This window comes from Pseudoduganella sp. GW821-FHT12E03, assembly GCF_058807115.1.
Genome location: NZ_JBXAQJ010000009.1, coordinates 1 through 25097, shown reverse-complemented (window position 1 = coordinate 25097; position 25097 = coordinate 1). Strand labels below are relative to the sequence as shown.

Genomic DNA, 25097 nt, shown 5'->3' with positions numbered 1-25097 from the left:
AATCATGGCATACGATCTCGAAGAACAAGAACAGATAGCCACCCTGAAAGCATGGTGGAACCAGTACGGCAACCTCACGTCGTGGATCCTGATCGCAGGCCTGGCCGCGTATTCGGGCTGGAATGGCTGGAACTGGTACCAGCGCGACCAGGCTTCGTCGGCCTCGAACCTGTACTACGAACAGCAGGACGCACTGCAAGCCAAAGACGCCAAGAAAATCGAGCGCGCCACGGCCGACATCGAGAGCAAATTCGCCGGCACCGCGTACGCGCCAATGGCCGCGCTGGCCGCCGCCAAATACGCGTTCGACGCCAATGACCTGAAAACCGCGAAAACCCAGCTGCAATGGGTGGTGGACCATGGCAACGACGAGTACAAGGCGCTGGCGCGCGTGCGCCTGGCCGGTGTGCTGCTGGATGAAAAAGCCTATGACGAAGCGCTGAAAGTGCTGACGGCGGAAGTGCCGGCGCAATTCGCCGCTGCCGTGGCCGACCGCAAGGGCGATATCCTGGCCGCGCAAAACAAGCTGGCCGAAGCGCGCACCGCGTACACCGCCGCGCTGGCCGCCACCGACAAGAAAAACCCGGGCCGCGCCCTGATCCAGATCAAACTGGAATCGGTGGGTGGCACCGCGCCGGCTGAACCGAAAGCTGCTGCTTAATAGCATTGCTGCGGCGCCGGCATGGCGGCTTCGGCCAAGGCCGCAACCGCCCTACGGAGACAGGCCAACGGCCGAATCAACTGCCAGCGGCCTGATCCCGTAGGGCGGTTTCCGCAGGAAGCCGCCAATGCGTGCATCGCCGCAGTCAGAAAATACAAGTAAGGATTTGATTTATATGCGCATCACCGGAAAAGTCATCACCGTGAGCCTGCTGGCAGCCATGGCCTCGGGCTGCAGCACGTTGAGCTCGATCAGCTCGTGGAACCCGTTCGCCAGCGAACCGAAGGATAAACCAGCCGCCCTGGTGGAGATCAAAGGCGCCGCAGCCGTAAAAACCGCATGGAAATACTCGCTGGGCAAAGCCGGCGCCTACACGTTCAATCCGGCCTTTGCCGCCGGCAGCGTGTTTGTCGCCGATGCCGACGGCGCCCTGGTGCGCCTCGATGCAGCCAGCGGCCGCGAGCAGTGGAAAGTCAAGGCCGGTTCCGACCTGACCGCCGGTGTCGGCGTCAGTCCGAATGGCAACCTGGTGGTGGTCGGTGGCGCCAAGGGCAGCGTGATCGCGTTTGACGGTTCCGGCAAGCAGCTGTGGAAAGTCCAGGCGTCCAGTGAAATCCTGTCGTCGCCGGTGGCGGCCAATGATGTGGTGGTGGTGCGCAGCGGAGATAACCGCGTGACGGCCTATGAAGCCGCAACGGGCGCCAAGCGCTGGTCGGTGCTGCGCACCACGCCGGCGCTGACCCTGCGCAATGCGCCGGGCATCGTGATTGCCGGCGCCAACGTGTATATCGGCCAGCCCGGCGGCAAACTGATGGCGCTGACCCTGGCCACCGGTGTGCCACGCTTTGAAGTGCTGGTGGCGGAGCCGCGTGGCGCGACGGAACTGGAACGCGTGTCCGACGTGTCCGGCACCCCGTTCGTGTATGAAAACGATATCTGCGCCGTGACGTACCAGGGCAAGGTCGGTTGCTTCGACCTGGCGGCCGGCACGGCGCGCTGGGCCAAGCCGGCTTCGTCGGATGTGGGCGTGGGCGTGGACCAGCGTTTTGTGTTCGTGGCTGACGCCGCGGGCGCCGTCAACGCCTTTGGCCGTGAAGGCGGCCAGAGCGCGTGGAAGAATGACAAACTCGGCAACCGCCGCCTGTCGACGCCAGCGTCGTTCGGCCGCGCCGTCGCGGTCGGCGACCTGGAGGGCTATGTCCACCTGCTGTCGCGTGAAGACGGCGCCATGTTAGGTCGGGTCGCCACCGACGGTTCGGCCATCCGGTCGACTCCCGTCGTGGCAGGCTCGAATTTGATTTTCCAAACCCAGAATGGGACTGTGGCCGCCATCGCGGCCGAGTAAAAAAATAATGAAGCCGGTAATTGCACTTGTAGGTCGACCCAATGTCGGGAAATCGACCCTTTTTAACCGTCTGACCCGCTCGCGCGATGCGCTGGTGGCGGACATGCCTGGCCTGACGCGCGACCGCCACTATGGTGAAGGCCGCGTTGGCGAACGGCCGTTCCTGGTGGTCGATACGGGTGGTTTTGAACCCGTTGCCAAGGAAGGCATCATGTTCCAGATGGCCTTGCAGACCAAACAGGCGGTGGCGGAAGCCGATGTCGTCGTGTTCCTGGTCGACGGCCGCCAGGGCTTGACCCCGCACGATAAAACCATCGTCGACTTCCTGCGCAAGGCCAACCGCCCCGTGATGCTGGTGGTAAACAAGGCCGAAGGCATGCGCTACACCTCGGTGGTGGCGGACTTCTACGAGCTGGGCATGGGCGATCCGTATGTGATCTCCGCCGCGCACGGCGATGGCGTGACCGACCTGGTCACCGAATCGCTCGATATCGCGTTCCAGCAGCGTCCGGCCGACGAACAAGAGTTGCTGCCGGAAGACAAGGGCGCCAAGATCGCGCTGGTGGGCCGTCCGAACGTGGGCAAGTCGACCCTGATCAATACCTTGCTGGGTGAAGACCGCGTGATTGCGTTCGACATGCCGGGCACCACGCGCGATTCGATTGAAATCCCGTTTGAACGGGATGGCAAACAATATACGCTGATCGATACGGCAGGTATTCGCCGCCGTGGCAAAGTGTTTGAAGCCATCGAGAAATTCTCGGTGATTAAAACCCTGCAATCGATCTCGGAAGCCAACGTCGTGATCCTGATGCTGGACGCCCAGCAAGATATTTCCGAACAGGATGCGCACATTGCCGGCTTTATCCTGGAATCGGGCCGCGCGCTGGTGGTGGCCGTGAATAAATGGGATGGCTTGCAGTCGGATGACCGCGATGAAATCAAGATCGACCTGGATCGCAAACTGAGCTTCCTCAGCTTCGCGAAGATGCACTATATTTCCGCGCTGCGTGCGCAGGGTATCGGTCCACTGATGAAATCCGTCGACCAGGCCTATGCCGCCGCCATGGCCAAGCTGCCGACGCCGAAGCTGACCCGCGCACTGGAAGAAGCCGTGGAGAAGCAGGAGCCGAAACGCAAGGGTGGGTTGCGTCCGAAGATGCGCTATGCGCACCAGGGCGGCATGAACCCGCCGATTATCGTGATCCACGGCAATTCCTTGGATGCGATCGCGGAACCATACAAGCGCTACCTCGAAAAACATTTCCGCGATACGTTTAACCTGGTCGGCACGCCATTGCGCATCGAATTCCGTACCGGTAAGAATCCGTTCGATACCCGCGAGAAATAATCACTTGCTTATCCAGTAATTCCGCGTAGTGTGCGCTGCACAAAACGCAAAAACAGGTTACAGTAGCTTGGCAGCATTAGTCCCCAGGCAGGGATTAATGCTTGGCACTTGAAATATAGCGAGTCGCCTCCAAATCTTACACAACAACATCAATGGAGCTGTTATGAGCAATAAAGGGCAATTGTTACAAGACCCATTCCTGAATGCGCTGCGCAAGGAACACGTTCCCGTCTCGATCTACCTGGTCAACGGCATTAAGCTGCAAGGCCACATCGAATCTTTCGACCAATACGTCGTACTGCTGCGTAACACCGTGACGCAAATGGTGTACAAGCACGCGATTTCCACCGTGGTGCCAGCCCGCGCGGTTAACCTGAACATCGACAACGATTCGGAATAAGCATTGCGCCTGGCTTTACCCCTCCAACATTACCTGGCCGTCGTATGCGCGCAGCACTAGTCGGTGTGGATTTCGGTCAGGGCGATTTCGCCGCCAGCATCGAGGAATTGATGCTGCTTGCCCGCTCGGCCGGCGTTGAGCCGGTCACGACCATTACGGCCAAACGTTCCAGCCCGGATGCCGCGTATTTCGTCGGCAGCGGCAAAGCCGATGAAATCGGTTTTGCCGTGCAAGACCACAAGCTGGAAATCGTCATCTTCAACCATGCGCTGTCGCCAGCGCAGCAGCGTAACCTGGAAAAGCGCCTGAACATCCGCGTGCTGGACCGCACCAGCCTGATCCTTGACATCTTTGCGCAGCGCGCGCAAAGCCACGAGGGCAAGCTGCAAGTGGAACTGGCGCAGTTGCAGCATCTGGCGACCCGGCTGATTCGCGGCTGGACCCACCTGGAGCGGCAAAAGGGTGGTATCGGTTTGCGCGGCCCGGGTGAAACCCAGCTGGAAACCGACCGCCGCCTGATCGGCGAGCGGGTCAAGGCATTGCGCGCGCGGCTGGCCAAGCTGCGCAAGCAGCATGAGACCCAGCGCCGTTCGCGTGGCCGCAGCCATACTTTTTCCGTGTCGCTGGTCGGCTATACCAATGCCGGCAAGTCCACCCTGTTCAATGCCATGACCAAGGCTGGTGTGTATGTGGCGGACCAGTTGTTCGCCACCCTGGACACCACCTCGCGTCGCGTGTATATGGGGCAAGAGGTCGGCAATGTGGTGATCTCGGACACGGTGGGATTCGTGCGCGAACTGCCGCACCAGCTGGTGGCGGCTTTCCGCGCCACCCTGGAAGAAACCATCCATGCGGACTTGCTGCTGCACGTGGTGGACGCGGCCAGTCCGGTGCGGATGGAGCAGATCGAACAAGTTAACCTGGTGCTGAAAGAAATCGGCGCCGACCACATCCCGCAAATTCTGGTGTGGAACAAGATCGATGCGGCCGGCCTGGAGCCGGCGGTCGAGCGGGATGAATATGATAAGATTTCCCGCGTTTTCACAAGCGCCCGCACGGGCGCAGGTCTGGACTTGCTGCGCGGTGCCATCACCGAAGCCGCCAAGTCCGCACCGGGCATGGCATATCTGTACGAGGAGGCCGACGGCGATTCCTCACTAGACACATCTGAGGACGAGCAGGAAAGCCATTCCACTTTCACCCAAGCCGGATCACATTAGTATGCCTTTTTCCTCCTTAAAAAAAAGAATAGGCTTGAAGCTGAATTTGAACGATCCCCGCTGGGGCTCGGATAACAAGGACGGCAACAAGCAGGCCCAAGAAGGCAAGAAGCCCGACGGTCCTCCCGACCTCGATCAATTGTGGCGTGATTTCAACCAGCGCCTGAACAGCCTGTTCGGCAACCGCAACCGCGGTGGCGGAACCGGTGGCGGCGGCAATGGCGGCGGTGGCGACATGCGCGGCGCCGGTATTACCGCCGGCGCGGTGGGCGCCGTGGCCGGCCTGATCTGGCTGGCCAGCGGCGCGTTCATCGTGCAGGAAGGCCAGACCGGCGTGGTGTTCACGTTCGGTCAATACAGCCATTCGACCGGCCCCGGCTTCAACTGGCGCTGGCCGTATCCATTCCAGAGCGATGAAATCGTCAACCTGTCGCAAGTGCGGACGGTGGAAGTGGGCTATCGCGGCAATATCCGCAACAAGCAGGCGCGCGAATCGCTGATGCTGACGGACGATGAAAACATCATCGATATCCAGTTTGCCGTGCAATACAAATTGAAGGATGCGGTGCAGTGGCTGACCATCAATTCGGCGCCGGAGGAAACCGTGCGCCAGGTGGCGGAAACCGCGATCCGCGAAACCGTCGGCCGCAGCAAGATGGACTTCGTGCTGTATGAAGGGCGCGAAAAAGTCGCGTACGACACCCAGCGCCTGATGCAGGCCATCCTCGACAGCTACAAGGTCGGCGCCACCATCACCAACGTGACGATGCAGGGCGTGCAGCCTCCGGAACAGGTACAGGCCGCGTTTGACGATGCCGTCAAGGCGGGTCAGGACAAGGAGCGCCTGAAGAACGAAGGCCAGGCTTACGCCAACGACGTGATCCCGAAAGCGCGCGGCTATGCGTCGCGCCTGACGCAGGAAGCCGAAGCATACCGTTCCAGCGTGGTCGAGAACGCGGAAGGTAACGCATCGCGCTTCAAGTCCGTGTTGACGGAATACCAGAAGGCGCCGGGCGTGACGCGCGACCGCCTGTACCTGGAAACCATGCAGCAGATCTTCTCGTCCACCAGCAAGGTGATGGTGGATTCGCGCAGTGGCAGCAACCTGCTGTACCTGCCGATGGACAAGCTGATTGCCCAGGCTGCGGCAATCGATGCGGCGAAAGCCAATGCGACACCGCCGCCACCGCAGGCCATCATGCTGCCGCCATCGGAAACCATACCGCAGGTTGAGATTACCAGCCGTGCGCGCGACGGCCGTTCGCGCGACACTTCGCGTGATCGGGAGGGACGTTAATGAATCGTTTGATTACCATCCTGGTGACAGGGTTTATCGCATTGATGCTGCTGTCGTCCACCGTGTTCGTGGTGGACCAGCGCCGCTATGCCATTGTGTTTGCACTGGGCAGCGTGAAGGAAGTGATTTCCACGCCGGGCCTGCACTTCAAGTTGCCGCCGCCGTTCCAGAACGTGATTTACCTGGACAAGCGCATCATGACCATCGATTCGCCGGACGCCGACCGTTTCATCACGGCGGAAAAGATGAATATCCTGGTCGACGCGTTTGTGAAATGGCGCATTTCCGAGCCCAAGCTGTATTTCGTCAGCTTTGGCGGCGATGAAAGCCGGGCCCGCGACCGCATGTCGCAAATCGTCAAGGCGGCCATGAACGATGAAATCACCAAGCGCTCGGTGCGCGAAGTGATTTCCGGCCAGCGCGGCGCCGTGATGGAAGCGATCCGTGGCAAGGTTGTCAAGGAAGCCAAGCAGATCGGCGTCGACATCGTCGACGTGCGCCTGAAGCGCGTGGATTATGTCGAGCAGATCAACAATTCCGTGTACGAGCGCATGAAAGCGGAGCGCACGCGCGTGGCCAATGAATTGCGTTCGACCGGCGCCGCCGAGTCCGAAAAAATCCGTGCCGATGCCGACAAGCAGCGCACCGTGATTTTGGCGGAAGCGTATCGCGAAGCGGAGGGCGCGCGCGGCGAGGGCGATGCGAAAGCCAGCCAGATTTACGCCGAAGCCTTTGGCCGCAACCCGGAGTTCTACAAGTTCTACCGTTCGCTGGAAGCGTACCGTGGTTCGTTCAAGAACCGCAGCGATGTGCTGGTGGTTGATCCGAACTCGGAATTCTTCAAGTACTTCAAGGGAAACGCGCCGACCGGCAAGTAACATAGTGGCCGTGCTCTAAAAACGCCGCCTGCGGGCGGCGTTGCCTTTCCGGCTTTCATTTCCAAAAACAGTCTTTTTCGCGTACAATATGCGGTTCGGTCTTCCGTTCACCGAGCAGCGCCAGCTGGCGCATTGACGATATTTCAACAACACCGTTTCCGGTTTTCTCCATGCCAAATTGGCTATTGCCTGAACATATTGCGGACGTATTGCCGTCCGAAGCGCGCAAGATCGAAGAATTGCGCCGCCTGATGCTGGACAACTTCCGCCGCTATGGCTACGAACTGGTCATGCCGCCGCTGCTCGAGTATGTCGAGTCGCTGATGACCGGCGCCGGCCAGGATGTTGAACTGCGTACCTTTAAACTGGTCGACCAGATTTCCGGCCGCATGCTGGGCCTGCGCGCCGATATGACGACCCAGGTCGCCCGGATCGATGCGCACTTGCTGAACCGTCATTCGGTGACGCGCCTGTGCTACGCGGGCAGTGTGCTGCATACCCGTCCGTCGGGCTTGCATACCACCCGCGAGCCGCTGCAGATCGGCGCCGAGATTTACGGTCATGCCGGCCTGGAAGCCGATGCGGAAATCCAGGAACTGGCGCTGGCGTCGCTGGCGCTGGCCAATTTCACGGACGTGCGCCTGGATTTGTCGCACGTGGGCGTGCTGCGCGCCATCCTTGCGGAATGCCCGCAGGCATCGAAAGATGAAGCGGCCCTGTCCGCGCTGCTGCGCTGCAAGGACGTGCCGGGCCTGGAAGTGTTGACGGCTGATTATTCCCCGGTGGTGCGCGATGCATTGCGCGCGCTGCCGAACCTGTACGGTGACGTTGACGTGCTCAAGCGGGCGCGTGAAGTGTTGCCGGACGTGCCTGGCGTTGCCAAGGCGCTGGCCGAACTGGCTGCGCTGGCAGGTTCCGCCATCGGCCGTGCCGAAGTCGCCATTGACCTGGCCGACTTGCGCGGCTACCAGTACGAAAGCGGTGCGATGTTTGCGCTGTACGTACCTGGCTTGCCAAACGCGGTGGCGCGTGGCGGCCGGTATGACCATGTCGGTGAAGCGTTTGGCCGGGCCCGTCCCGCCACCGGCTTCTCGATGGACTTGCGCGAATTGGCGCGCCTGCTGCCGACCGCGGAACGCAAGCATTCGATCCGCGCCCCTTGGGGCAATGCGCCGGAATTGAAAGATAAAATTGCCGAGCTGCGCAAGGCCGGCGAAGTGGTGATCCAGAGCTTGCCGGGTCACAGCGAAGAACAGGACGAGTTCGAGTGCGACCGCGCGCTGGTGCTCGACGATAGTGGTAGCAACTGGATTCTTAAAAACTTAGGTTGATGTGATGTCGAAAAAAAATATGGCAAAGAACGTTGTTGTCATCGGCACCCAATGGGGCGATGAGGGTAAGGGCAAAATCGTTGATTGGCTGACCGATCACGCCCAAGGCGTGGTGCGCTTCCAGGGCGGCCACAATGCCGGCCATACCTTGGTGATCGGTGGCGTCAAGACCGCGCTGCAACTGATCCCTTCGGGCATCATGCGCCCGGGCGTGGCGTGCTACATCGGTAACGGCGTGGTGCTGTCGGTACCGGACGTGCTGCGTGAAATCGACAAACTGGAAGCGGCCGGCGTGGAAGTGGCGAATCGCCTGCGTATTTCCGAAGCCTGCCCGGTCATCCTGCCATACCACACCGCGCTGGACGCGGCCCGTGAAGCGGCCCGTGGCGCCGCCAAGATCGGCACCACCGGCAAGGGCATCGGCCCTGCATACGAAGACAAGGTTGCCCGCCGCGCGATCCGCGTGGCCGACCTGCTGAACGCCGAGCGTTTCGCCGAGAAGCTGAAAGAAAACCTGGATTACCACAACTACGTGCTGGAACACTATCTGAAAGCACCGAAAGTGGATTACCAGAAGACCCTGGACGATGCGCTGGCCTACGTGCCGCGCCTGCGCCCAATGGTGACCGACGTGTCGTCCGAGCTGCACGCCGCCTTCAAGGCCGGCGGCAACCTGCTGTTCGAAGGCGCGCAAGGTTCGCTGCTGGACATCGACCACGGCACCTATCCGTTCGTGACGTCGTCGAACTGCGTGGCCGGCAATGCCGCCGCGGGCGCCGGCGTGGGTCCGGGCATGCTGCATTACATCCTGGGCATCACCAAAGCCTACACCACCCGTGTTGGTTCCGGTCCGTTCCCGTCGGAACTGCCGACCGACGCCGGCGTGGGCCACCACCTGTCGTCCGTGGGCCATGAATTCGGCACCGTGACGGGCCGTGCCCGCCGCTGCGGCTGGTTCGACGCCGCGCTGCTGCGCCGCTCGGTCCAGATCAACGGCGTGTCCGGCATGTGCATCACCAAGCTGGACGTGATGGACGGCCTGGAAACCATCAAAATCTGCACCGGCTACACGCTGGACGGCCGCACCGTGGACATCTTCCCGGTCGGCGCAGAAGACGCAGCTCGCTGCCAGCCTATCTACGAAGAGATGCCAGGCTGGACCGAGAGCACCGTTGGCGCCAAATCGCTGGCGGCGCTGCCTGCAACCGCGCGCGCTTACATCAAGCGCATCGAAGAACTGGTTGGCGTACCAGTCGACATGGTTTCGACCGGCCCGGACCGCGAAGAAACCATCGTGCTGCGCCATCCTTACGAATAAGGACCGAAACACAATGAGCACACCTCCCTCCGACGACAAGCACCTGTGGGTGTCCTGGGACGAATACAACCGCCTGGTCGAGCGCCTCGCTCTGAAGGTGCATGAATCTGGTTGGAAATTCGATATGGTTCTGTGCCTGGCGCGCGGCGGCGTGCGTCCGGGCGATGTGTTCTCGCGCATCTTCGATGTACCGCTGGCTATCTTGTCGACCAGCTCGTACCGCGCCGACAAAGGCACCGTGCAGGGTGACCTGGACATCGCCAAGTACATGACGATGACCCGTGGCCCGCTGTCGGGCAAGATCCTGCTGGTCGATGACTTGGCCGATTCCGGCGTGACCCTGATGAAGGTGATCGACCACGTCAAGGCCAACTTCGACGGCGTGACGGAAGTGAAAACCGCCGTGATCTGGACCAAAGGCTCGTCGGCCTTCAAGCCGGATTACCAGATGCAGGAATTGCCGCACAACCCATGGATCCACCAGCCGTTCGAAGACTACGACGGCCTGCGCCCGCACCAGCTGGCGGCATGGATCAAGAAGGGCGAAGCCGCGAAGTAATGTTGCGGATGCGCATACAGAAGCGGGCTACGGCCCGCTTTTTTTTCGCCTTGTGACAATTGGAGATATTGCCGTACGGCATTGATTCGCATAATGGTGGCAGCACCTTCCACAGTTTTTCAGGAGAACCGCCGTGCGAATTTCAAACACATTGCTGATCGCCGCCATGTTGAGCGCCGCCGCGCATGCCATCGCGGCGCCTGCGGCGCCGCTGCCATCCGCCTTGCCGGCGGTCAGTGCCAGCCTGCCCTGCGCCGATGGCATGACCAGCAAGGAGTGCGATATCCGGACCATGATTTCCGTGCGCAGCCTGGCCTTGCAAGACATGTGGTGGAACAAGCGCTATGCGGAGCTGGATCAGGCCTTGCTGTCGCTGTGCGGCGCCGGCACGCATCTGCCGGATGGCCAGCCCGAGTTGCTGGTCTTCGAATACACGTTTGATATCCTGTTCCGCGAGTGGAAACAGTGGGATGCCGCCGAAGCGAAGCTGGCGGCATGGCGCGCGCAGTCACCGGGTTCGGTGGCGCAAGCCCTGGCTGAAACCATGTTCTGGAGCGCCTATGCGTGGCACGGCCGTGGCAGCGGCTACGCCAGCAAGGTGCCGCCCGAAGCGTGGGAATTGTTCCGCGAGCGGATGGGCAAGGCTGCGGCGCTGCTGGCCAACAGCAAGGCGAAGGCCGATACATGCCCGCTTTGGCACAGCTTGAATATTGCCACGCTGATCCATACCAGCAAGCCACGCGCCATGGTGGATGCCGCCTATGCCGAAGCGGTACGTGCTTTCCCTGCCTCGCAGCAGATCCACTTTGCCATGAGCCAGGCCATGCAGCCGAAGTGGGGCGCCGCCGAAGGCGACTTCGACCGCTTTGCCCGCCGCGCCATCGGCTATACGCGGAAGACGGAGGGCTCAGCCATCTATGCGCGTCTGTACTGGTCCGAGGATTGCAACTGCGACGATGCGCTGGCGTTCGGCGGGAAGGGGGATCCGGACTGGAGGCTGTTGAAGGTCGGGTTTGAGGAGTTGCTGACGCGCTATCCGGATGAAATCTACAACCGCAACAAATACGCTTCCTTCGCCTGCCGTGCCAACGACCGCACCACCTACCTGAAATTGAGGCGCGAGCTGGGCGGCAATATCGTCGATGCTTTATGGCCGAGTTCGTGGAAGGTCGACGTGTGCGACCGCAGGATGACGGAGAAAACTTGAAGAGGAGGGGGGCAGCGGGCACCCGCTGCTTACCCCTTCAACGACATTGTCGAGTGCAATTGATTCCTCTGGGACATACCCGTGGTGTAGACTGTATCATTCGTTGAAAGCCACCCTTCATGACCCAAGATTTCTTCCAGACCTTCATCCTGTTGTTGCTGGTGACCGATCCGTTCGGGAATGTGCCCCTATTTGCGACAGCACTGGCCACAGTGCCGCCGGCGCGCCGCCCCAAGATCGTGGTGCGCGAATGCCTGATCGCCTTCTTCGTGCTGCTGGTGTTCATGTTCTTCGGCAGCCATTTCCTGAAAGCGTTGAGCCTGTCGGAAGCGTCGCTGCGGATTGCCGGCGCGGTGATCCTGATGCTGATTGCGATCCGCATGATCTTCCCGCACCCGGATGGGGTGCTGGGCCGCAATGAAGGCGGTGAACCGTTCATCGTGCCGCTGGCGATTCCCGCCTTGGCCGGCCCGTCCGCATTGGCTACGGTGCTGCTGTTCTCCCGCGAAAGCACGGGCGAAGTGGTGATTCACGTGGCGGCGCTGGGCGCCGTCGTGGTCGTGTGGCTGGCCGTATTCCTCGGCGCCGAGCGCTTGCAGAAAGTGCTGGGGCCGCAAGTGATGACGGCGTTTGAGCGCCTGATGGGCTTGATCCTGGCGGCGATGTCGATCGAGATGCTGCTCGGTGGTGTCCGGGAATTTGTGAAGACTCTGTGATCCGTGGCCAAGCTGCTGCTGTTCCTGCTCGCGATATTTCTGCTCCCCATGGCGTTGATTTACCCTGGATGGTGCAAAGCCGACCAGCATAAAAAGCAAGGCGTCTCGGTTTTATTCTTGCCGCTTGCCGGCATGGCGCTGTGGGGCGCGCTCGTCTTTGCCGGACTGGGGGCGCAGAGTCTGTCGAATCTGGTTGAGGTCTACGTCGTTTGCGCGATGGCCGTCGTCGTCGCCTATCTCAAATTTCATATGCTTGACCGTGTTAAACGTGCCGGGAAAAGTACCGTGGTGGCCTGGGGATTGCTGGCAATCGCGGTGATTGCGCTCAGGCTGTTGATGCCGGTGTTGCCGGAGTAATCCAGTTCAGGGAATCGGCTGAAGCGTGCGGACGCGGTTCCATGAATTGCTTAAAATCCCCCGGTCTCCACTTCCTGGCCAGGTCCTCCATGACGCTATTCAAACGCATGATCGCGGCCTGGGCCGTGTTGGGTTGCTGTGCAACCACGGCAGCGCAAACGCCACTCCAGCAACTCGAAGGCGAATACACACTGGAATCGTCCACCACCGCGCCAGCCGGCAACTGGATCTATACCCAAGCCCACATCTCCATCCGCCAGCTCGATGAGCGGCATGCGCTGATCCTGCTGGCCTGTGAGTGGAAACGCGAGCCGAAAGCCGCCTGCAGCGATTACTACTATGCGCAGGCGCGCGACGGCGGCGTGTACCTGCAAGACATGAACACCGATGCGCTGCGCCTGTATTTCGATCCGGCCAGCCGCACCTTGACCTTGATTGCCCGTGGCGCCGATGCCCACGCCAGCGTGCGGCGCGACGTGTTCCTGCCCACCGGCCGGCTGCCGGACGATCCGGCGCTGGGGCGCCGCCTGAAACGTGCGCAATCGAATGCGGACAACAAGGAAAACCTGCGCGTGTTCGGCCACCACAGCAAACGGCCCTACGAAAAAAACCGCATCGCCTTCCAGAACCCGCCATTGCAATAATCACAAAGTCGAGTCCAACCCGAATCGCGTCCCCTCTATGCTGGTTTGCCGCCCGGGTAAATGGCGGTGATCACTACATGGAGACGCGATGCATAAGAAAACCCTCGTCACGCTGGCCGGTTTTGCACTGTCGGCCTTATCCCTCAACGTCCAGGCCGCCTTCGGCCTGAGCACCACCACCAACGATTACACGGTCGACACCGGCGCCGGGCTGGTCTTCAAAGTCCAGCGCGTGAAGATCAGCCGCGCCGGTATCGGCGACATTTCCAGCCTCAATTACAACGGCGTCGAACTGCAAGGCCAGACCAAGGGCAGCCATATCGCCAGCGGCTTCAGCGGCCTGTACTCCGGCGTCACCGCCGTCACGGTCGATGCCCAGCAGGTGGACACCGACACGATCAAGATCACCGTGCAAACGGGTTCCTGCACCCATTACTACCTGGCGCGCCGTAACCAGAACAATATCGTGATGGGCACCTACATCATGGCCGAACCGTCGGTCGGCGAGTTCCGCTGGATTACGCGCATGAAGGCGGCGGTGTTGACCAATGTGCCGCCGGAATCGAACCTGTCCAACACCACCGGCGCGATTGAAAGTTCCGACGTGTTTGGCCTGGCCAATGGCGAAACCCGCTCCAAGTATTACGGCAACCAGCGCTCGATTGAATATGGCTTGCGCGGTATCTCTGGCAGCAATGTCGGCGTCTTCATGGCGTTCGATAACCGCGAAGGCAGTTCCGGCGGCCCGTTCTTCCGCGATATCCAGAACCAGAGCGCCAGCACCACCAACGATGGCGACACGGAGCTGTACAACTACCTGAATTCGGGCCATGAGCAAACCGAAGCGTTCCGCATGGGCTTCCATGGTCCGTATGCGCTGGTGTTCACCAATGGCGCCACGCCCTCCATGCCGAACATGGACTGGGTGGCGAACCTGGGCCTGACCGGCTATGTCGGAGCGGCAGGGCGGGGCGGTGTGGCACTGGTCGGCCTCGGCGGGCGCGACACGGCTTATCCGTACACGGTGGGATTTGCCAATAGCACCGCGCAATACTGGGCCGCCGCCGATGCCGCCACCGGTTACATCAACAAGACCGGCATGCTGCCCGGCACGTACACGATGACGGTCTACAAGAATGAACTGGCGGTCGATTCCCGCAGCGTGACCGTCAGCGCGGGTAATACCCTGGCGTTGAACACCATCACGATCGCCAACGACCCGTCCGCGAAAACCGCGTTGTGGCGTATCGGGAACTGGGATGGCACGCCGAAGGAATTCCTCAATGGCGACAAGCTCAACGCCATGCATCCATCCGATGTGCGCATGGCCTATTGGACCCCGGCTGACTACATCGTCGGCACCTCGTCGCCCGCGACCGGTTTTCCCGCCTATCAATGGAAGAATGTGAATGGCAGCGTGAATGTGCGATTCAATCTCACCAAGTCACAAATCTCCGCCAGTTCCACTTATACATTGCGGGTCGGCATCACCGCCGCTTATGCCAGCGCGCGGCCGCAAGTGACGGTCAATGGCTGGACCTCCGCCGTGCCGGCCGCTTCATCGCAGCCCAACAGCCGCAGCCTGACCGTGGGCACCTATCGCGGCAACAACGCGATGTTCTCGTACACGATTCCGGTCGAGCAACTGGTGGTGGGGCAGAACATCCTGACCCTGGCGCCGGCCAGCGGCAGTTCCGGCACCCTGTACCTGAGCCCGGGGTATGCGTATGACGCAGTGGATCTGATCAAAAACCCATGACCCAAACGCTCAGCTCGCCAGGCTGAGGTGCCGGTCCGCAGTGTGGCGGAGGCGGCGCCCCTCGCCACGCTCATGACCCTGCGGTTCCTGGCTTAAGGATGCCAGCAGCGTTACCAGCTGTGCCGTATGTTCGCGCATGCTTTCCGCCGCGGCCGCCGCCTGCTCCACCAGCGCGGCGTTTTGCTGCGTGGTCTCATCCATCGTATGGATGGCCTGGTTGACTTGCGCGATGCCGGCGCTTTGCGTCTGGCTGGCTTCATTGATCTCGTTCATGATGACGGCCGCTTGCTGCACCGATGTCACCAGTTGCGCCATGGTTTCGCCGGTCGCATCGACCAGCTTGCCGCCGGTTTCAATTTTATCGACCGAGTCCTTGATCAAGTCCTTGATCTCTTTAGCCGCCGTCGCACTGCGCTGGGCCAGGTTGCGCACTTCGCTGGCCACCACTGCAAATCCGCGACCCTGTTCGCCGGCCCGTGCGGCTTCGACGGCGGCGTTCAGCGCCAGGATATTGGTCTGGAACGCGATGCCGTCGATGACGCCAATGATGTCGACGATGCGGCGTGAACTTTCCCGGATTGACCCCATGGTGCTGACCACCTCCGACACCATCTGGCCGCCGCTGTCGGCAATGGCCGAGGCCGACGTCACCAGCTGGTTGGCTTCACGCGAACGCATGGAATTTTGCTGCACGGTGGCCGTCAGATCTGCCATCGTGCTGAGGGTTTCTTCCAGGCTGGCCGCCTGGGATTCGGTGCGCGCGGACAGGTCGGCATTGCCATTGGCGATTTCAATCGCGGCGTCATTGATGGCGCTGATGCCTTGCTGCGACTGCTCCACCGTCGTGCTCATATGGTTGACGTTGCTCTGCAGGCGCCATTGACTCAGGGTGGCGGCAGCGCTTTCATTGCGCAGCAACATCGCCAGGTAAGACAACGCGGCGCACTCCACCACCACGTACACCGCGTGCACGAGGGTGATGCCTATGCCGGGCTCCGTGAAGCAGATGTCGCCATATCCCGCTTGTTGCAGAAAGTTGAACAACAGGTGGTGTACCGCAATCACCGCGCCGCCGGTGACGATGACGCGCCAGTCCTGGTAAAACAGCAGCAGCGATAACATGACAAAGACGCCGAAGTGGGTCTCCGTCATGCCGCGGGCCTGGAAGATCGTCAGGGCGACCAGCAGCATCAATGCGGCGCTAACGCACAGGCGCGTCGCCAGCGCGTACGGCAGCCGGGCCATCATCATGGTGGGGATCAGTGCACAGGGAAGGCCGACCCACAGTGCTGCGCTCCATGTCTGGTGCCATTGGGCCAGGCACAGGGAGAGCGCCAGCATCAGCCAGAGGACTATCCGCAGGAAAGTATTCGCTTTGCTGATGTGCAAATGCCGCATCACTTCGTCGTTCATGGTGTGCTTTCACATGGAAGTAAAAAACATCAGCCGCAGGGACGGGGAGGCAAATAAAGGTGGCGGGGACTGGGCCAGGAGCTTGCTATCTTAACCGTATTTTTTTACTCACAGGATATTGCCGCTGGTTTTTGGTCGACTATTTTCCCTTGGCGTTGTCCCTCATTCCTGTGCCAGGTCCAGCGCGTATTTGCCGGCAACCGATGACAGGGCCGCGTATGCGCCGTCGAAGTCATATTTGTCCAGGAAGCGTTGTATCGTCCTGGTGTCATCGACGCCAAAGCTCGCCGTGAATTCATCGCGGTGGCTGGCGAAGCAATCGACGGCGTCGCTATCCATGCCAAGCATCAGCGCTGCCAGCTCTTGCAGGTCGGCTTGCCAGGCCATGTGCGGCCGGCCGGGGCTGTTTGCCATGGCCGCCTGTTCTGGCGGGATCCACGCGGCGATACCGTCGCACACCCTTGCCAGTTCCCGGCCTAGCCCATCCAGGTATCCCGCCACCGCCGCCATCGTCGCCGGGCTTTGCATCGCTGTTTCAATATCGTCGGCCAGCTCTTCTGTCCGCAGCGCGCCCAGGCTGCCGGCCAAGCCGCGCAAGGTATGGGCGTGGCGTTCCGCGCTGGCGACATCCTGCTGCTTCAGCGCCGTGTCGATGCGGTGTGCCGTATCGCGCTGGCCTTCGGCGAAACTCCGCAGCAGCTTGAACAGCAAGGCTTCGTTGCCGTCGACACTGGCGCGCGCGCGGAACAGGTCTATGCCCGGCAGTACCGCCGGCAAACCCGGAGCATGGCCGGCGCCACCCGGCAACGGCTGGTCCTCGCTCAGGAAAGCGGACAGGCGCTGCGCCAGCATGCGGTAGAGATCGGCCGGAATCAGCGGCTTGCTGATATGGTCGTTAAACCCTTCATCCTTGCAGCGCTGGCGCTCTTCATACATGGCGCTGGCCGTCATGGCGATGACCGGTAGGGCGGCGTAGCTGGCATCGGTGCGGATGCGCATGGTGGCGGCGTGACCATCCATTTCCGGCATCTGCAAATCCATGAAGACCAGCTGGTAATAATCGGGCGCGTGCGCGTACAAACATTCCAGGGCCAGCCGTCCATTGGCCGCCACGTCGACTTCGATGTTGCAGCGGGTCAGCAATTCAATGGCGATTTGCTGGTTGATGTCGTTGTCTTCGGTCAGCAAGATGCGGACGCCCTCGAAGCGGGGGATGTGTCCCGCGGCGTGCTGCTGCTGCGCGACGCGCCGGGATGACGTTGCTTGCGACGCCTGCGGTGCAGAATCGAACGACTGCGTGAGCGACAGGCCGAACCACAGGTCGAACACAAAGACGCTGCCGACGCCTGGTGTGCTTTCGGCGCGGATGGCGCCGCCCATCAGTTCGACCAGGTTTTTCGAGATGCTCAACCCCAGGCCGGTGCCGCCGAATTTGCGCGTGGTGGAACCATCGGCCTGCGTGAATGCCTGGAACAGTTTGCCCAGCTGTTCCGCCGTCATGCCGATGCCCGTGTCACGCACGGTGAACTGCAAGCGCGTACGGCGCGGCGTCGGGGCCGATATCGGATCCGATTCCAGCACGCGGACCGCCAGCGCGACTTCACCATGGGCGGTGAACTTGATCGCGTTGTTGAGCAGGTTGATCAAGACCTGCCCCAGCCGCAGCGCATCGCCGTGCAAGCCGCGCGGCACCTCGGCGGGCACGTCAACATGGCAGGTCAACCCCTTGTCCACGGCGCGCCCGCCGGTGATGGCGGCCACGTGGGCCAGCGCGTCGTCCAGGTCGAAGTCGGCGAGGTTGATATCGAGCTTGCCGGCTTCGATTTTTGACGAATCCAGGATGTCGTTGATGATGCCCAGCAGCGAATTGCCGGCGTTATGAATCTTTTGCACATAGTCGCGCTGCTTGGGCGACAGGTCCGTGTCCAGCGCCAGGTGCGACAAGCCGATCACCGCATTCATCGGCGTACGGATTTCGTGGCTCATATTGGCCAGGAACATGGATTTGGCCTGGGTCGCTTCCTCGGCCTTGCCGCGCGCCGCTTGCGCTTCCTTGAACAGCAAGGCATTTTGCAGCGCCACGCCGATATGGGCGGCGATGGTTTCCAGCAAGCGCTGGTCGTTGGCGTGATAGGCGCGGTCTTGCCGGATGCTTTGCACCGACACGACCCCCTGGGCGACGCCGCCAGCCATGATGGGGACGCCAAGGTAAGAGCACACTTCGCGTCCCACCATCGCGGCGCCGGGGCCACTGCGGCGCGCTTCGCCATTGCCGGCAACGAGCAGGCTTTGTTCGCTGTCGATGATGGCGCTGGTGACGCCGTCGCCGTGGCGCAGCGGTGTTTCATCCTCGGCATGCACGTAGGGGAAGTGGATCCAGCCGCTGGCGCGGTCGAGCAGGGCGACATAGGCAATGTCGGCATCGAAGACGTCGCGCACTTGGTTGCCCACCGCCGCGATCAAGCCATCGAAGTCCAGCTTGCTGGCCAAGTGCTGCGCCACCTGGTTGACGGTGGCCAGTTCGGCGCTGCGCTCATCGGCCGCCACTTTTTGCTGGACCACTTCCGCCGTACGGGCCGCGATTTCCGTTTCGAAGGCTTCATGCAGCGCGGCCACCTGGCGCATGCGCCAGCGGTAGGCGCCGTACAGGGTGCCGCCGAACAGCAGCGCCATGGCGCCGCGGAACCACCAGGTTTGGTACCAGGCGGGCAAGACGTCGACCTCGATGGCCAGCACCTGTTCTGTCCAGACGCCGGCGCGGTTGCTGCCCCGTACCTGCAAGGTGTAATGACCCGGCGCCAAGTTGGTGTACGAGGCCAGGCGCCGGCTGGCGTCCGTGACGATCCAGTCCTTGTCAAAACCTTCCAGGCGGTAGGCGTAACGGTTCAGTTCCGGCGCACTGAAGTCGAGCGCCGAGAATTCGACGGCGAAGCTGTTGGCGTCGGGCGTGACGGTCAGCGGCCCGTTGGCCGGCACCGGCTTGCCGCCCACCCGTACATCGGCCGCCACCACGGGCGGACGCTGGCGCCACGGCTGCAAGCGTTCCGGCGCGATGATCGTCAAACCGGCGGTACCGCCAAACAGCAGTTCGCCCTCGGGCGTGACCGCGCCTGAATTGTTCCAGTAGCCAGGATAGGCCACACCGTCGGCACGCTTGAGCGCGTCGATGGCGAAGGTGGCGGGATCGATGCGGGCGATGCCGTCATCGGTGCTGGCCCAGATATACCCCTGGCGGTCGGGCAGCAGTTTGCTGATGTTGAGGTTGGGTAAGCCCTGGGCCGCGCCCAGCCGGTGGAAGCGTGGCGTGCCATCGTTTGAGCGGCCCAGCAAGATGTCGATGCCGCCGAAGCTGCCGATCCACAGCCGCCCCTGGCCATCCAGCGCCAGTGCCGTTACCCAGCCATTGGCCAAGGCCTTGATCGTTTCCACCACCGCGCCGCTGCGGCTATCGATGCGATGCAAACCGTTATTCGTCCCCGCCCACAACGAGTCGCCCATGCCATGCATGACGACCGTGACGTAGGAACTCGCCAGGCCCTGTATGCGCACAGACTTGGCGCTGGTCACGGAGCGGGATGCGGGGAGGGAAACCGCATGCAAGCCATTGTTCTTGGTGCCGACCCACAGCGTCTCGCCGATCAGGTCCAGCACCCGGATATCTTCCTTGGAACTCAGGCCCGGCACGGGGACATGCGCCACTGTTTTGCCGCTGCGATCGGTGCGGTACAGGCCGGAAGTGGTGCCCACCGCGATGTCGCCGTTGGCAAGAGGAACCATGCTGGTAATGCCGGCCTCGGGCAAGGCGGCTGCCGTCCCGTCCGGTCCGCTCGGCAAGCTGGTGATCATTCCACTGTGCGGTTCCAGGATATGGATGGCGCCGCCCAGCGTTCCCAGCCAGACTTGTCCGGTCGCGCTGGTCATGACCGAGAGCACTTCCAGTGCGGGGATGCGCTGGCTTTGCCCGACGGAGGCGGTGGCCCAGCCGGAATACTGGCGGCTGATGCCGCTGTCGGTGGCGAGCCACAATACGCCGGCGCTGTCGCGCAGCATGGCGCGCACATTATTGTTGATCAGGCTGTCTTGCGAGTAGGGATCGTGGCGGATGGTGTGCGTGCGCAGCGTGGCGGTATCGACCGCAATCAAGCCATCGGCGTAGCTGCTGAGCCAAATTTCGCCGGGGCGCGACTCTCCCAGGGCGGGAATATTGCGCGGCGCCGGGATGGTTTTGATGGCACCGGTTTTGGGATCGAGCACCATGGCGCCATGTGCATGGGTGCCGATCCAGAGCCGCCCGTCGCTGGCGCCGAACAGGCTCGACACCGTGACGGCTTCGCCGCTGGCGCCGGGGAGCGCGACCGTGGTGAAGCGTTTACCGTGCGGATCCCAGCGCGCCAGGCCATTGGTGGTGCCAACCCAGACGGTACCGGCCGCGTCGCGGTGCAGCGCGCGCACGCCGTCGGAGGGCAAGCCGTCCGCTTGCCGGTAGTGGACGATGGCGCCGCGGCCTGGTTCGGCCTTGGCGGGAAGTCGGTCCAGTCCGCCGTTGGTGCCGACCCACAGGCCGCCCTCGCCATCATCGGCCAGGGAGGTGACCCAGTCGGCGGACAGTCCCGCGCCGCCCGCGCGGAAGCTGACAAAGCGGTCGTGCGCGCGGTCGTAACGCGCCAGTCCGCCGCTGCTCATGCCGATCCACAGGTGTCCTGCGGCGTCGGCGTGGAGCGTGTTGATGGGGTTGTCCGGCAGCGAATGGGGATCGCCGGGAATATTCAGATAGTTGCGGAAGCGGTAGCCGTCCCAGCGCCCCAGGCCGCCCTGGGTGCCCACCCACACATAGCCTTCGCGATCCTGCGCCAGCGCCATGATGATGGGGTTGGGCATGCCGGCTTGCGGCAAGATATGCTGAAACAAAGGCGGCGCCAGTTGCGCCCAGCGCGCCAGCGGCGCTGCCGATGGCGCAGCGTCCGGCGCGGCCGACAGCGCCGACACGCAAGCCAGGCCGAGGATGGCCACGGCGCCCAGGCGGAGGAAGGAAGGCATTTCAAGGCAGGCCGAGAGTGGATGAGCATTTCAGTATAGTTGATTATTTGAAATCAAAAATACTCCCACTCTAATACCTTAGCTGAAACGCAACAATTTCAGGCCGGGTCAGGAAATCACATCCGCTCCCGGTGCGCCAAACAGTTGCTCCTTGAGCTTGTGCAATTGGTCGCGCACCTGCGCCGCCTTTTCGAATTCCAGGTTCTTCGCGTGATCGAGCATCAGCTTTTCCAAACGCTTGATTTCCTTGCTGATCTGTTTCTCGCTCATGGATTCGTACTTGGCCGCCGATTCCGCCACTGCACGTTCTTCGCGCGCCTCTTGCGGGCTGTACACGCCATCGATCATGTCCTTGATGATCTTGTGCACGCCGCGCGGCGTGATGCCGTTGGCCGCGTTGAATGCGATCTGCTTGGCGCGGCGCCGTTCGGTTTCACCGATGGCCCGCTCCATCGAATCCGTAATCCGGTCCGCATACAGCAGCGCCACGCCGTTCAGGTTACGCGCCGCGCGGCCGATGGTCTGGATCAGCGAACGCTCGGAACGCAGGAAGCCTTCCTTGTCCGCATCGAGGATCGCGACCAATGACACTTCCGGCAAGTCCAGGCCTTCGCGCAGCAAGTTAATCCCGACCACCACGTCGAACGTGCCGATCCGCAGATCGCGCAGGATTTCCACCCGTTCCACGGTTTCAATATCCGAGTGCAGGTAGCGCACCTTGATGCCGTGATCGGATAAATATTCCGTCAACTGCTCGGCCATGCGCTTGGTCAGCGTCGTGACCAGCGTCCGTTCATTCTTCGCGACCCGATCCTGGATTTCCGACATCAAGTCATCCACCTGGGTGCGGGCGGGGCGCACGATCACTTGCGGGTCCACCAGGCCGGTCGGACGCACCACCTGTTCCACCACATTGTCCGCGTGCTGCTTTTCATAGTCGGCAGGCGTGGCGGACACGAAAATCGTTTGCCGCATCTTGCCTTCGAATTCCTCGAATTTCAGCGGGCGGTTATCCAGCGCGGACGGCAGGCGGAAACCATAATCGACCAGGTTGGTTTTACGGGAACGGTCGCCGTTATACATGGCCGACAACTGGCCGACCAGCACGTGCGACTCGTCGAGGAACATCAGCGCATCCTTCGGCAGGTAATCGACCAGGGTCGGCGGCGGATCGCCGGCTTTCGCGCCGGACAGATGGCGCGAATAGTTTTCAATGCCTTTGGTGAAGCCGATTTCCGCCATCATTTCCAGGTCGAAACGGGTGCGCTGTTCCAGCCGCTGTTCTTCCAATAACTTGTTTTCGCGGCGGAAGAAGTCCAGCCGCTCGCGCAATTCATCCTTGATGGTTTCAATCGCGCGCAGCACGGTCGAGCGTGGCGTCACATAGTGCGAACCCGGATACACGGTGAAACGGGGAATCTTGGTTTTCACTTTGCCGGTCAGCGGATCGAACAGCTGGATGGAGTCAATTTCATCATCGAACATGTCGAGCCGCACCGCCAGGTCCGCGTGTTCGGCCGGGAAGATATCGATGGTGTCGCCGCGCACGCGGAACGTGCCCCGGCCAAAGTCGACTTCATTGCGCGTGTATTGCATCTGGATCAGGCGTGCAATCACATCGCGCTGCGCCACCTTGTCTTTCTGGCGCAGGGTGAGAATCATCTGATGGTATTCGTTGGGATTACCGATACCGTAAATCGCCGACACGGTGGCGACGATCACCACGTCGCGCCGTTCCATCAGCGACTTGGTGCACGACAGCCGCATCTGTTCGATGTGCTCGTTGATCGAGGAATCTTTCTCGATGAACAAGTCGCGCTGGGGCACATATGCCTCCGGCTGATAGTAGTCATAGTAAGAGACAAAGTATTCCACCGCGTTTTCAGGGAAAAATTCCCTGAACTCGCTGTACAGCTGGGCCGCCAGCGTCTTGTTCGGTGCGAACACGATGGCTGGCCGTCCGCTGCGCGCGATGACGTTGGCCATGGTGTACGTCTTGCCGGAGCCCGTTACCCCCAGCAATGTTTGGAACGACAAGCCATCTTCAATGCCTTGCACCAAACCGTCGATCGCAGTCGGCTGGTCGCCGGCGGGAGGGAAGGGCTGGTGCAGCTTGTAGGGGGAATCGGGGAAGGTGATGACAGTGGCCGCTGATGCTGCGGATCCATGCAAATCTTGCATAGTGGTGGGACCTCAACTTTTGATAGAATATGCGATTGTTGGCGTGCGAGACCGGATTTTGTTCGGGCGCACACCCTTCTGCAGCGAAACGCTTCCAATTGACTTCAATCTTATCATGACGACTTCTTCCGTTTTCAGCGCCATCGAGATGGCGCCGCGCGACCCCATCCTCGGTATCACCGAGGCCTTCAATGCAGACACCAATCCGGCCAAAATCAACCTGGGCGTGGGTGTCTATTATGACGACAACGGCAAAGTGCCGCTGCTCGCCTGCGTGCAGAAAGCCGAAGCCATTCTGATTGAACAAGCCGCTCCCCGTACCTACCTGCCGATCGAAGGTCTGGCGACCTACGACAAGGCGGTACAAGAGCTGGTATTTGGCGCCGACAGCGCAGTTATTCAAGAGAAGCGCGCGGTCACCGTGCAAGCCATCGGCGGCACCGGCGCCCTGAAAATCGGCGCCGACTTCCTGCAGCGTTTCGCGCCAGGCGCGCAAGTGTACATCTCCGATCCAAGCTGGGAAAACCACCGTGCCCTGTTTGAAAGCGCCGGCTTCAAAGTCAACAACTACACCTACTACGATCCAGCCACCGCGGGCGTGAACTTCGCCGGCATGCTGGCGGACCTGAAGGCCATGCCGTCCGGTTCCGTGGTGCTGCTGCACGCGTGCTGCCACAACCCGACCGGCGCCGACCTGGACGCCGACCAGTGGGGCCAGATCATTTCCGTCATCACCGCCAATGGCCTGATTCCATTCCTGGACATGGCGTACCAGGGCTTCGGCGCTGGCATCGCGGAAGACGGCGCCGTGGTGCGCCGCTTCGCGGACGCCGGCGGCCCGCTGCTGATCTCGAACTCGTTCTCGAAATCGTTCTCGCTGTACGGCGAGCGCGTGGGCGCGCTGTCGGTGGTGGCGTCGTCGGCTGAAGAAGCGGCCCGCCTGCTGTCGCAACTGAAGCGCGTGGTGCGCACCAACTACTCGAACCCGCCGGTCCATGGCGGCAAGGTGGTGGCGACCGTGCTGACCACGCCGGAACTGCGCCAGTTGTGGGAAGACGAACTGGCCGCGATGCGCGTGCGTATCAAGGAAATGCGCGGCGCCCTGGTGGCGAAACTGAAAGAAAAAGCGCCATCGCGCGATTTCGAATTCGTCAATAAGCAAGTCGGCATGTTCTCGTACTCGGGCCTGACCAAGGCGCAAGTGGACGCGCTGCGCGCCGAATCGATCTACGCCGTGGACACGGGCCGCATCTGCGTGGCGGCCCTGAACTCGAAGAACATCGACAAGGTGGTTGACGCCATCGCGAAGGTGCTCTAAAATCTCTGTCTTCGGATATTTCTGAAGACAATTCCCTGATAGCTCAGTCGGTAGAGCGACGGACTGTTAATCCGCAGGTCCCTGGTTCGAGTCCAGGTCGGGGAG

General features: G+C 61.6%; 19 protein-coding genes and 1 tRNA gene. 17 read left to right on the top strand and 3 right to left on the bottom strand.

Annotated features, from left to right (window positions below; all coding sequences use genetic code 11):
- Positions 1-4 precede the first annotated feature (4 nt).
- The 15 genes from AC1RRC_RS22255 (at position 5) to AC1RRC_RS22185 (ending at position 15043) form a co-directional block, all read left to right on the top strand.
- Positions 5-661 carry a YfgM family protein gene (locus tag AC1RRC_RS22255; protein ID WP_493057719.1) on the top strand — a complete coding sequence of 219 codons (657 nt, stop codon included), beginning with the start codon at positions 5-7 and terminating at the stop codon, positions 659-661.
- 175 nt (positions 662-836) lie between these two features.
- Entirely contained in the window at positions 837-2006 is a 1170-nt protein-coding gene (gene bamB, locus AC1RRC_RS22250; RefSeq protein WP_493057718.1) for an outer membrane protein assembly factor BamB, read from the top strand.
- A 7-nt stretch (positions 2007-2013) separates the two neighbouring features.
- Complete coding sequence (gene der / locus AC1RRC_RS22245; RefSeq protein ID WP_493057717.1) at positions 2014-3357, top strand: ribosome biogenesis GTPase Der; 1344 nt, start codon at positions 2014-2016, stop codon at positions 3355-3357.
- 163 nt (positions 3358-3520) lie between these two features.
- On the top strand, positions 3521-3757 hold the full coding sequence (hfq, locus tag AC1RRC_RS22240) for an RNA chaperone Hfq (protein ID WP_154381312.1): 237 nt from the start codon (positions 3521-3523) through the stop codon (positions 3755-3757).
- Between the two features lie 44 nt (positions 3758-3801).
- Positions 3802-4977: a GTPase HflX gene (gene hflX / locus AC1RRC_RS22235; RefSeq protein ID WP_493057716.1), complete on the top strand. Its 1176-nt coding sequence runs from the start codon at positions 3802-3804 to the stop codon at positions 4975-4977.
- A gap of 1 nt (position 4978) precedes the next feature.
- Positions 4979-6274 carry an FtsH protease activity modulator HflK gene (hflK, locus tag AC1RRC_RS22230; protein WP_493057715.1) on the top strand — a complete coding sequence of 432 codons (1296 nt, stop codon included), beginning with the start codon at positions 4979-4981 and terminating at the stop codon, positions 6272-6274.
- Complete coding sequence (gene hflC / locus AC1RRC_RS22225) at positions 6274-7152, top strand: protease modulator HflC (protein ID WP_493057714.1); 879 nt, start codon at positions 6274-6276, stop codon at positions 7150-7152. The genes hflK and hflC overlap by 1 nt, the downstream gene beginning before the upstream one ends.
- Before the next feature lie 170 nt (positions 7153-7322).
- Complete coding sequence (locus AC1RRC_RS22220; RefSeq protein ID WP_493057713.1) at positions 7323-8483, top strand: ATP phosphoribosyltransferase regulatory subunit; 1161 nt, start codon at positions 7323-7325, stop codon at positions 8481-8483.
- 4 nt (positions 8484-8487) lie between these two features.
- Positions 8488-9801 (top strand): adenylosuccinate synthase, encoded by a 1314-nt coding sequence (locus AC1RRC_RS22215; protein WP_493057712.1) that lies wholly within the window; start codon positions 8488-8490, stop codon positions 9799-9801.
- Between the two features lie 13 nt (positions 9802-9814).
- Positions 9815-10360 (top strand): phosphoribosyltransferase, encoded by a 546-nt coding sequence (locus tag AC1RRC_RS22210; RefSeq protein ID WP_493057711.1) that lies wholly within the window; start codon positions 9815-9817, stop codon positions 10358-10360.
- Between the two features lie 133 nt (positions 10361-10493).
- Entirely contained in the window at positions 10494-11567 is a 1074-nt protein-coding gene (locus tag AC1RRC_RS22205) for a DUF4034 domain-containing protein (RefSeq protein ID WP_493057710.1), read from the top strand.
- Positions 11568-11686: 119 nt separating this feature from the next.
- Positions 11687-12283 carry a MarC family protein gene (locus AC1RRC_RS22200; RefSeq protein WP_493057709.1) on the top strand — a complete coding sequence of 199 codons (597 nt, stop codon included), beginning with the start codon at positions 11687-11689 and terminating at the stop codon, positions 12281-12283.
- A 3-nt stretch (positions 12284-12286) separates the two neighbouring features.
- Positions 12287-12640, top strand: coding sequence for a hypothetical protein (locus tag AC1RRC_RS22195; protein WP_493057708.1), 354 nt, complete (start codon positions 12287-12289; stop codon positions 12638-12640).
- Positions 12641-12729: 89 nt separating this feature from the next.
- Positions 12730-13284, top strand: coding sequence for a hypothetical protein (locus AC1RRC_RS22190; RefSeq protein ID WP_493057707.1), 555 nt, complete (start codon positions 12730-12732; stop codon positions 13282-13284).
- An 88-nt stretch (positions 13285-13372) separates the two neighbouring features.
- Positions 13373-15043: a rhamnogalacturonan lyase B N-terminal domain-containing protein gene (locus AC1RRC_RS22185; protein ID WP_493057706.1), complete on the top strand. Its 1671-nt coding sequence runs from the start codon at positions 13373-13375 to the stop codon at positions 15041-15043.
- Between the two features lie 9 nt (positions 15044-15052).
- On the opposite strand, the gene AC1RRC_RS22180 is transcribed toward AC1RRC_RS22185, so the two are convergent.
- The 3 genes from AC1RRC_RS22180 to uvrB form a co-directional block, all read right to left on the bottom strand.
- Positions 15053-16456 (bottom strand): methyl-accepting chemotaxis protein, encoded by a 1404-nt coding sequence (locus AC1RRC_RS22180; protein ID WP_493057705.1) that lies wholly within the window; start codon positions 16454-16456, stop codon positions 15053-15055.
- Between the two features lie 162 nt (positions 16457-16618).
- Positions 16619-21493: a two-component regulator propeller domain-containing protein gene (locus AC1RRC_RS22175; RefSeq protein WP_493057704.1), complete on the bottom strand. Its 4875-nt coding sequence runs from the start codon at positions 21491-21493 to the stop codon at positions 16619-16621.
- A gap of 108 nt (positions 21494-21601) precedes the next feature.
- Complete coding sequence (gene uvrB, locus AC1RRC_RS22170) at positions 21602-23674, bottom strand: excinuclease ABC subunit UvrB (protein WP_493057703.1); 2073 nt, start codon at positions 23672-23674, stop codon at positions 21602-21604.
- Positions 23675-23789: 115 nt separating this feature from the next.
- Between uvrB and AC1RRC_RS22165 the strand changes: the two genes are divergently transcribed.
- Together AC1RRC_RS22165 and AC1RRC_RS22160 are read left to right on the top strand one after the other, a co-directional pair.
- Positions 23790-24992, top strand: coding sequence for an amino acid aminotransferase (locus AC1RRC_RS22165; RefSeq protein ID WP_493057702.1), 1203 nt, complete (start codon positions 23790-23792; stop codon positions 24990-24992).
- Between the two features lie 32 nt (positions 24993-25024).
- Positions 25025-25097: transfer RNA gene (locus tag AC1RRC_RS22160), tRNA-Asn, on the top strand.

What these genes read in the sequence shown, in the direction of transcription:
- AC1RRC_RS22255 (WP_493057719.1), top strand. Translation starts at nt 5, where the DNA reads ATGGCATACGATCTCGAAGAACAAGAACAGATAGCCACCCTGAAAGCA.
- bamB (WP_493057718.1), top strand. Translation starts at nt 837, where the DNA reads ATGCGCATCACCGGAAAAGTCATCACCGTGAGCCTGCTGGCAGCCATG.
- der (WP_493057717.1), top strand. Translation starts at nt 2,014, where the DNA reads ATGAAGCCGGTAATTGCACTTGTAGGTCGACCCAATGTCGGGAAATCG.
- hfq (WP_154381312.1), top strand. Translation starts at nt 3,521, where the DNA reads ATGAGCAATAAAGGGCAATTGTTACAAGACCCATTCCTGAATGCGCTG.
- hflX (WP_493057716.1), top strand. Translation starts at nt 3,802, where the DNA reads ATGCGCGCAGCACTAGTCGGTGTGGATTTCGGTCAGGGCGATTTCGCC.
- hflK (WP_493057715.1), top strand. Translation starts at nt 4,979, where the DNA reads ATGCCTTTTTCCTCCTTAAAAAAAAGAATAGGCTTGAAGCTGAATTTG.
- hflC (WP_493057714.1), top strand. Translation starts at nt 6,274, where the DNA reads ATGAATCGTTTGATTACCATCCTGGTGACAGGGTTTATCGCATTGATG.
- AC1RRC_RS22220 (WP_493057713.1), top strand. Translation starts at nt 7,323, where the DNA reads ATGCCAAATTGGCTATTGCCTGAACATATTGCGGACGTATTGCCGTCC.
- AC1RRC_RS22215 (WP_493057712.1), top strand. Translation starts at nt 8,488, where the DNA reads ATGTCGAAAAAAAATATGGCAAAGAACGTTGTTGTCATCGGCACCCAA.
- AC1RRC_RS22210 (WP_493057711.1), top strand. Translation starts at nt 9,815, where the DNA reads ATGAGCACACCTCCCTCCGACGACAAGCACCTGTGGGTGTCCTGGGAC.
- AC1RRC_RS22200 (WP_493057709.1), top strand. Translation starts at nt 11,687, where the DNA reads ATGACCCAAGATTTCTTCCAGACCTTCATCCTGTTGTTGCTGGTGACC.
- AC1RRC_RS22190 (WP_493057707.1), top strand. Translation starts at nt 12,730, where the DNA reads ATGACGCTATTCAAACGCATGATCGCGGCCTGGGCCGTGTTGGGTTGC.
- AC1RRC_RS22185 (WP_493057706.1), top strand. Translation starts at nt 13,373, where the DNA reads ATGCATAAGAAAACCCTCGTCACGCTGGCCGGTTTTGCACTGTCGGCC.
- AC1RRC_RS22180 (WP_493057705.1), bottom strand. Translation starts at nt 16,456, where the DNA reads ATGAACGACGAAGTGATGCGGCATTTGCACATCAGCAAAGCGAATACT.
- AC1RRC_RS22175 (WP_493057704.1), bottom strand. Translation starts at nt 21,493, where the DNA reads ATGCCTTCCTTCCTCCGCCTGGGCGCCGTGGCCATCCTCGGCCTGGCT.
- uvrB (WP_493057703.1), bottom strand. Translation starts at nt 23,674, where the DNA reads ATGCAAGATTTGCATGGATCCGCAGCATCAGCGGCCACTGTCATCACC.
- AC1RRC_RS22165 (WP_493057702.1), top strand. Translation starts at nt 23,790, where the DNA reads ATGACGACTTCTTCCGTTTTCAGCGCCATCGAGATGGCGCCGCGCGAC.